This is a genomic window from Synechococcus lacustris str. Tous, from assembly GCF_003011125.1.
In the GTDB taxonomy this organism is placed as follows: domain Bacteria; phylum Cyanobacteriota; class Cyanobacteriia; order PCC-6307; family Cyanobiaceae; genus Synechococcus_D; species Synechococcus_D lacustris.
Window position 1 is genome coordinate 1 of sequence record NZ_PXVC01000265.1, and the last position, 776, is coordinate 776.

At 36.5% G+C, this 776-nt stretch carries 2 protein-coding genes; both read left to right on the plus strand.

All coding sequences use genetic code 11. The features are described from left to right. A partial coding sequence (locus C7K08_RS15385) for a hypothetical protein (RefSeq protein WP_161955964.1) occupies window positions 1–497 on the plus strand: 497 nt, incomplete at its 5' end. A gap of 2 nt (window positions 498–499) precedes the next feature. Further along, the gene (locus tag C7K08_RS15335; protein WP_161955965.1) at window positions 500–712 is read left to right on the plus strand and encodes a hypothetical protein; all 213 of its coding nucleotides are present in this window, start codon (window positions 500–502) and stop codon (window positions 710–712) included. Window positions 713–776 lie beyond the last annotated feature (64 nt).

Sequence of the window (776 nt, forward strand, 5' to 3'; positions counted from 1 at the left end):
GTGTGTTAGAATGCTATTCTATTCAGGAAACTTCTCTGACTCGTGTGATGAGTAAGTCAAAAAAAGGTGGAATGGCAATTATGTCTGCTCAACGTGGTGATAAATCTTCATCGGAAAATAAAGCACGTTCAAAACAACTTGAGCGTGATATTAGAGGTGCCGGTCTTCCAGGACCTACAAAAGTTGCTGGTAGATACACAGAAAATCCGGGCACTCCAGAAGAAAAAAAAGTAGGAGAAAAATCACACATTATTACTCCCGGAAAAAAAGGTAAGAGAAAATTTAAAAAAGCAATAGAAAAGTTAGGTAAAAAATACGATCAAGATTCTGTTTTGATTCAACGAAAACCAGGAGGAAGTTCAACTCTTAAAGGAACTTCTAAAACATCTTGGCCAGGTAAGGGAAAGAATGTTAGTATAGGAAGTATGAAACCAGGTAGAACTGGTGAGTTTGATACTAAAGTTAAAAACAAAACATTTACAGTTGGAGATGATTGATTATGTCTAAAAACAAAGTGAATGAAACCGAAATCTGGGGAATGCCCTGTGCTGTAGATCACAAAAATAAAAGAGTTTATTTGAAGTGTGAGAGTGCCATTACTGCAATGGGTATTGGTGCTCTTGTAGAAAAATATTATCCTGGATATAAAGGACATTTAGTAAGTCTAAATCGTCTGAGTGAAATTAGAGACAGTTTGGAAACCGTCCAATAGGGTGGATCTGAGACTCTGATTGCTGTTATAATGACTATGTTGAAACAAACCACTCACTATGCTC